Origin of the sequence: Bradyrhizobium sp., assembly GCF_049586575.1 — a bacterium.
Lineage (GTDB): Bacteria > Pseudomonadota > Alphaproteobacteria > Rhizobiales > Xanthobacteraceae > Bradyrhizobium.
On record NZ_JBAVCF010000072.1, the window covers coordinates 1 to 6,923 of the forward strand.

A 6,923-nucleotide genomic window follows, 5' to 3' on the forward strand; every position below is an offset into this window, starting at 1 on the left:
CGCGACATCTAATCTGTTCCCGATTATTTCGGACGCTTGGCGCCGTACTTCGAACGGCGCTGCTTACGGTTCTTGACGCCCTGCGTATCGAGGACGCCGCGGAGAATGTGGTAGCGCACGCCGGGCAAGTCCTTGACGCGGCCGCCGCGGATCATGACCACCGAGTGCTCCTGGAGATTGTGGCCCTCGCCGGGGATGTAGCCGATGACCTCAAAACCGTTGGTCAGGCGCACCTTGGCGACCTTGCGGAGCGCGGAGTTCGGCTTCTTCGGCGTCGTGGTGTAGACGCGCGTGCAGACACCGCGCTTCTGCGGCGACTGCTGGAGCGCCGGCACCTTCTTGCGCGACTTCTGTACGACGCGCGGACTTGCGATCAGCTGGTTGATCGTCGGCATGTCAGCCTTCACCCTTTAGTTCATGCGAAACCGAAACGGCTTCGCCAAATTCGTTCGGGACCTTAAAGAGCCCCACCCTGTTGCTTCGCGCGAAAACATCCGCGCAAAGCGAAATCGCGCCAACCGCTCATCCCTGAGCAGAAAGCGCTTCGACGCCACAGAGGACCTCCGCTATGTCCGATCGGCGCGAGCCGATCGATCAACCACCGAGGTCGTGCACCCGATCGATTCCGAGGGAAACTTGCCCACGAAAACTGAGATCGTTACGGCATTGCCTAGCTATATTCGACAGCGTTTGAGCGACATTCGTCGAGGTTGGTGCCTGTCCCGAACCCCGAAAATAAGTGGGTTCGAAAGGGTGGTCCGTTCCGACGCAAGCGAAGCTCACCGCCTGTCGTTGAGTGCGCGGTTTCTATCGGCGCGGGATGGCCAAGTCAAGGCGAAACAGCAGCAGATGAAGCACTTCTGCGGCTCGCTACATGCAGCTCATCAAGTCCGACGCCAACCGCCTGCCCGGCTTCAGGCGTACGTCAGCCATTTGGAAGGCGGTCCTGAATTAGGTATTTAATTACCTATTTTTCGACTGCGGACCCGGCCTGTTCGGCAACCGGTCGGCCTGCGCCAGGCCGCCACCCTTAATCCTCGTCCTCGTCATCATCCTGATCCGCAGTTTCGTGCGGCTTGGCGCTCTGATCGTCCCAAAGCTGGCGGTACATCCCGTTGGCCGCGAGCAGTTGGGCATGCGAACCACGCTCAATGGCCTTGCCGCCGGAAACGACGATGATCTCGTCCATGTCGACCACCGAAGTCAGGCGGTGAGTCGAGAAAATCATGGTTCGGCCCCTCGCCAGCTTCATCAGGGTCTTGTTGATGGCCGCTTCCGTGGTCTGGTCTAGCGCCGAGGTCGCCTCATCCAGGAGAAGGATCGACGGGTCGCGCACGATGGCGCGCGCAATCGCGATGCGCTGGCGCTGGCCGCCCGACAAGGTGTCGCCGCGCTCGCCTACCGGCGTGTCATATTTCTGGGGAAGGCTCATGATGTAGCGGTGGATTTCGGCTTTCCGCGCCGCCGCCTCCACCTCCTTGTCGGTCGCCCCTTCCTTGCCGAGGCGGATATTCTCGCGGATCGGCATGTTGAAGAGCATGTTCTCCTGGAACACGACCGCCATGCTCTGCCGCAAGGAGTCACGGGTAACTTTGCGGATATCGACGCCGTCGATGGTGATGCGACCCTCGTCCGGAACATAGAGACGCAGGATCAGGTTGAGCAGCGTGCTCTTGCCCGACCCGCTCGGGCCAACGATGGCGATAGTCTTGCCGACATCGAGCTTGAGGCTGAAATCGTCGAGAATCGGGGTCTGGCCGCCCTCGTATCGAAAAGTCACACCTTCGAACGAGATGTCGTGGGTGATACGCGGCAAGTCAGGCGCGCCGGGACGATCGCTGCCACGAGTTGGTTCATCCAGCAATTCCTGGATATGGCGTACAGCGGCCGCCGACGAAATCGAGACCGGGATGAAATGCATGATGTGGGCGATGTTGTAGGACACCTCCCAGAATGCGCTTTCGAACGTCACGAAGGTTCCGATCGTGATCTGGCCCTTGGTGGCAAGGTAGGCGCCGATCGCCAGCACCACGAGATGCAGCAACAACACTGAAATGGTCACGGTGCGCTCGACCATGGTCGACAGGAATGCAGCGGAAGCGATTTTCCGTCGCGCCTCGTCGTTGCGCATCGTGAACCAGCCCAGCGTCTTGCGCTGGAGCATGAAAGCCTTGACGACCGCTTGGGTCGCAATGTTTTCCTGCACCATGCCGAGCAGCGTGGCCTCGTTGAGCTTCTGCTCGTAATTGGCCTGCACGGCTTTCGGCGTGAGGATGCGCGGGCCGATCAGCGTGATCGGAAACACCAAGAGCGATATCGCGGCAAGCTGCCAGTTCAAAAACAGCATCAGAATGATGCCCGCGATCAATTCGAAGAACGGCAGCGCGGCGGCATTGGCAAAGCCCTTGATCGTCCCCTCGATCGCCGACATGTCGACCGAAAATCGCGACAGGATTTCGCCGCGCTTGGTGCGCGCGAAGAAGGCGGCGGGCAAATCCTGGACGTGTTCGAACAGCCGCCTCCGCACGTCTGAAATCAGAGAAGCCGCAAGCTTGGCGTCCCACCGCTCGTACCAGATAGCCACGATCGAGGTGATGATGCCGGCCACCGCCAACACCGAGAGAATTTCGATCAGGGCCTCGAAATCTTCCTCGCCGAGCGCGTCGTCGATCAGGAATTTCAGGCTGAGCGGCATGATCACATTGAACAGCGTCTCGACCAGAACGCCGAGGCTGACAAACGCGATTATCTTTTTGTAATTCTTCAGGAACGGTTTGACGAAACCATAGATCGTTGCCAGCGCGCCGGCCGCTTCCTTCGCGGTATAGACAACGAGTTCCTCATCGTCATCGTCATCGTCGAGTTCAAGCTCGTCGGTCTCATCCTCGTCTTCTTCGTCAGCCGGTAATGTCTTGTCGCCGACTATACGGCCGGCTGCGGCGAGCTTCTTCTCGGCCTCCAACGCCTGCGGATCATCCGCTGGCGCTGCGACAGGTTTACCTGACAAGGAGGGCCTGGGAGCCATGAAACCAACCGATGCTGCACGGTCGGCTTGGACCGCAAATCAAAACCAACAGGCAGATCGCGCCGCCTTGTTCATTCTATTCAATCGGCACGTACTCAGCAAAAATAATTGGTGCAAGTAACCTTACTATTCGGCGGCTTCGACTTTGTCGAAGAAGGAATAACGCAAGGATTCGGAGTCGGCGTACCACTGACCGGGTCCTTTGTTGGCCGCAAGCGTCGCCGCCCACAGCGCATCGGTGCAGTCGTGGCGATGCATCGAAAGGTCGAAGCCGTTGCTGAAGAACAACTCCGACCATTCCCACCAGGTGCCGAGCTTCCTGACCGCGCGCAGCAGATCGTAACGATCGATCAAGGCCGGCGACATGTCTGATGTCACCGAGCCGAACACCAGGCCGGTCTTGACGACGCGGTTGAGCTCGCGAATGGCCTTGACCACGCGCTTTTCGCCGACGTGACAGAGACTGGCCTCGAATACGAAATCGAACTCGCCGTCCTTGAACGGCATGTCGGTGATCGATCCGAGCTTGTTGAACTTCTTCAGCTCCTTAGGCGTCTTGGCGTGAATCGCACGATTATTCTCGATGCCCCAGGCATCGACCCCGAGCGCACGCAAGGCGCCGACAAGCTCACCGCTAGCGGACCCGGCTACAAGCAGCTTGTAGCCCTTCGCCCGGTTCCAGACGATCTTGACGAGATTGACCAGATAAGCGGGATCGGTGAATTGGCTCCAGACTTCGCGATACGGTCCAAGCCCGCGGTAATTCTCGAAATAGTCACGATCGATCTTGTCGGACAGCGGTTGTTCGCCGTCGCCGCGTGCGCGGCGCAATCGCATCATTTCGGTGACGACGATGTCGGTGGCGGCATCGGAGGAATCGAGCAACCCGTTCAGCGTGGAATCGAACAGGTAATCGCCGACCAGAACGAGACCGGGATGCTTTTTGGGATCCGGCCGGTGATTGGTCATCACGTCGCGCGCCGGCATGCCGCCGGGCAACGCGTTGACTGACGACAGCCAGCGATGGGTTTTGCCCTCGATAAAATGGGCGCGCGCATCGCCGAGCGACGCCGGCAACGACTTGAGGGCGGCATCAATCAACGCCTCGTCGTCCAGATTGGCAAAAGCGAGCGCGTCAGAGCCTGCAATCAGCCAGTTCAGGACGCCGTGACGGCCGACGTCATGGCGAGAACCTTCGTTATAGACACAGCAGCCGCCGAAGGCCTCCGACATGAACCAGGAGCCCGGGATCTTGTCGCCCCAGAACGGCTCATCAAACAGGATCGAAATCCGCAAGTAATGCGCGGGCCGGTCGAAATAGGCGACGTGCTTGACCATCGAGCGGCGCAGGTCCTCGCCGTCCCAGCCCATCGTGGCGAGCCAGGAGTGCGGCAGGCACATCAGCACCAGATCGAAATCCCGAGTCTCCGGACCTTTGCCGTTCATCATGTTGAGCTGGTAACGGCCGCTGGCGGTCTTGCCGACCTTGAGAACGCGGTGATTGAGCTGGATATCGGCATCGACCTCGGACTGGAGGCACTCGATCAGCTGCTCGTTGCCATTCTGGATCGAATAAAGGCCGATATAGCCGTCGACATCCATCACGAAGTTCTTCAGCGCATTGAGGCCGTTGGTGTTGTGGCATTCGGTCGCAATGTCGGAGCGCGCCATCACCTTGAAGAAACGCTTGGCGGTGGCGTCATCGACCTCGCGGTCAAGCAGCTGTTCCGCCGTGATGTAGGCCCAGGGGTGTTCGTTGTCGTGGGCACCCACGCCCTCGTAATATTCGATCGGCGATACCATCTGGCTGCAACGCTTGCGGAACGCTTCGATGGCGTCGGCCGTCTTCGCCCCGTATTTGCGGCGCATACCCGGCACGTCGTTCAGGAGTTCGCCGTCAAGCTGGACCTGTTCGGCATCCATCTGAATCGTTTGCAGGCCGAAATGCTGGATCAGTTCGCGCAAGGGATCCGGGCCGGTCATCGAGTAGTCGTAGATTTCGGCAACGCCGGCTTCGTAGATTGCGGGCGCAGAATCGAAGCGGCCGGTGAGGACCTTGCCCCCCAGCCGATCCGACCCTTCAAAAATGGTGACGCGGCACAGGTCGCCCAGCTTCCTTTTGAGGTACCACGCACTCATCAGGCCGCCAGGCCCGCCGCCTACAATCGCTAGATCCAACATATGTTTCCGGTTGTTTCCGGCCCCCGCCGTCGTCGGTCGCCTGCCCCACAGACGCCAGACTTAAGTTATTTGAGAAGAAGCGCTTTTTTCCCTGAAGGGAAGATGAACGAGCGCGCCCAATGAAGCAGAATAGTCGAAAAATAGCAAAAAAAGACCGGCTTTCGCCGGTCTTTCCGTAGTCTTGCGGACTGCGCGAGGCCTATTCGGCCGGCGGCAGGGCCAGCGGCTCGACTTCCGGCGCCGCCGGTACGATTGCAGCCTGTTTCTCGCGCTCGTCGAGGATCAGCTTGTCGCGCTTCACCGCGACCTCGCGAATCTTCGCCATCGAGGCGCCAGTACCGGCCGGGATCAGGCGGCCGACAATGACGTTCTCCTTGAGGCCTTCCAGCGGGTCCACCTTGCCATTGACGGCAGCTTCGGTGAGCACGCGGGTGGTCTCCTGGAACGAGGCGGCCGAGAAGAACGAGCGGGTCTGCAAGCTCGCCTTGGTGATGCCGAGCAGAACCGGCGTACCCGTGGCGGGCTTCTTGCCCTCTTCCTTTGCCTTGGCGTTGATCTGGTCGAACTCGATCTTGTCGATCTGCTCGCCCGAGATCATGTCGGTCTCGCCCTGGTCGGTGATTTCCACCTTCTGCAGCATCTGACGGACAATCACCTCGATGTGCTTGTCGTTGATGAGCACGCCTTGCAGCCGGTAGACTTCCTGGATTTCGTTGACCAGATAGGCCGCAAGTTCCTCGATGCCCTTGATCGCCAGGATGTCGTGCGGAGCGGGATTGCCCTCCACGATGAAATCGCCTTTTTCGACGATATCGCCGTCCTGCAGGTGGATGTGCTTGCCTTTCGGGATCAGGTACTCGCGCGGCTCCTCGCTCTTGTCCATCGGTTCGATCGAGATGCGCCGCTTGTTCTTGTAGTCCCGGCCGAAGCGGATGGTGCCGGCGATCTCGGCGATGATCGCCGCATCCTTCGGCTTGCGCGCCTCGAACAGTTCGGCAACCCGCGGCAGACCGCCCGTGATGTCACGGGTCTTGGCGCTCTCGGTAGAGATACGCGCCAGGATGTCGCCGGGCTTGACCTTGGCACCGACGTCGACCGACAGAATGGCGTCGACCGACAGCATGTAGCGGGCCTCGCCGCCACGCGCGAGCTTGAGGATCTTGCCGTCCTTGCCCTTGATCACGATCGCAGGCCGCAGATCGGCCCCGCCCCGCGTCGTGCGCCAATCGATGACGACGCGCTTGGCGATACCGGTGGATTCGTCGAGCGTCTCCGAGATCGACTGACCCTCGACCAGATCCTCGAAACCGATCGTGCCCTCGACTTCGGTCAGAACCGGGCGGGTATAAGGATCCCACTCGGCGATGCGCTGGCCGCGCTTGACCGTGTCGCCTTGATCGACATGCATGCGCGCACCGTACTGGATACGGTGGGTCGCACGCTCGGTGCCGTCGGCATCCGAGATCGCAACGACCATGTTGCGGACCATCGCGACCAGGTGGCCTTCGCTGTTCTTGGCGATCGCCTTGTTCTTGATCGTCACCTTGCCGTCGAAGTTCGACTCCACGAACGACTGCTCGTTGATCTGCGCTGCACCGCCGATGTGGAACGTACGCATCGTCAATTGGGTGCCGGGCTCGCCGATCGACTGCGCCGCAATGACGCCGACTGCCTCGCCGTGGTTGACCGGCGTGCCGCGGGCCAGATCGCGGCCGTA

The 6,923-nt window shown here is 60.3% G+C and carries 3 protein-coding genes and 1 pseudogene; all 4 read right to left on the reverse strand.

Features of this window, described 5'->3' with window-relative positions; translation table 11 throughout:
• Positions 1-23: 23 nt before the first annotated feature.
• The gene (rpsL, locus tag WB528_RS02175) at positions 24-395 is read right to left on the reverse strand and encodes a 30S ribosomal protein S12 (protein ID WP_011473880.1); all 372 of its coding nucleotides are present in this window, start codon (positions 393-395) and stop codon (positions 24-26) included.
• Between the two features lie 635 nt (positions 396-1,030).
• Positions 1,031-3,025: an ABC transporter ATP-binding protein gene (locus WB528_RS02180; protein ID WP_423886786.1), complete on the reverse strand. Its 1,995-nt coding sequence runs from the start codon at positions 3,023-3,025 to the stop codon at positions 1,031-1,033.
• Positions 3,026-3,151: 126 nt separating this feature from the next.
• A complete protein-coding gene (locus WB528_RS02185) occupies positions 3,152-5,206 on the reverse strand; it encodes an FAD-dependent oxidoreductase (RefSeq protein ID WP_423886787.1) in 2,055 nt (684 codons plus the stop codon).
• 199 nt (positions 5,207-5,405) lie between these two features.
• Positions 5,406-6,923, reverse strand: a pseudogene (locus tag WB528_RS02190) (DNA-directed RNA polymerase subunit beta'); the annotation flags it as partial.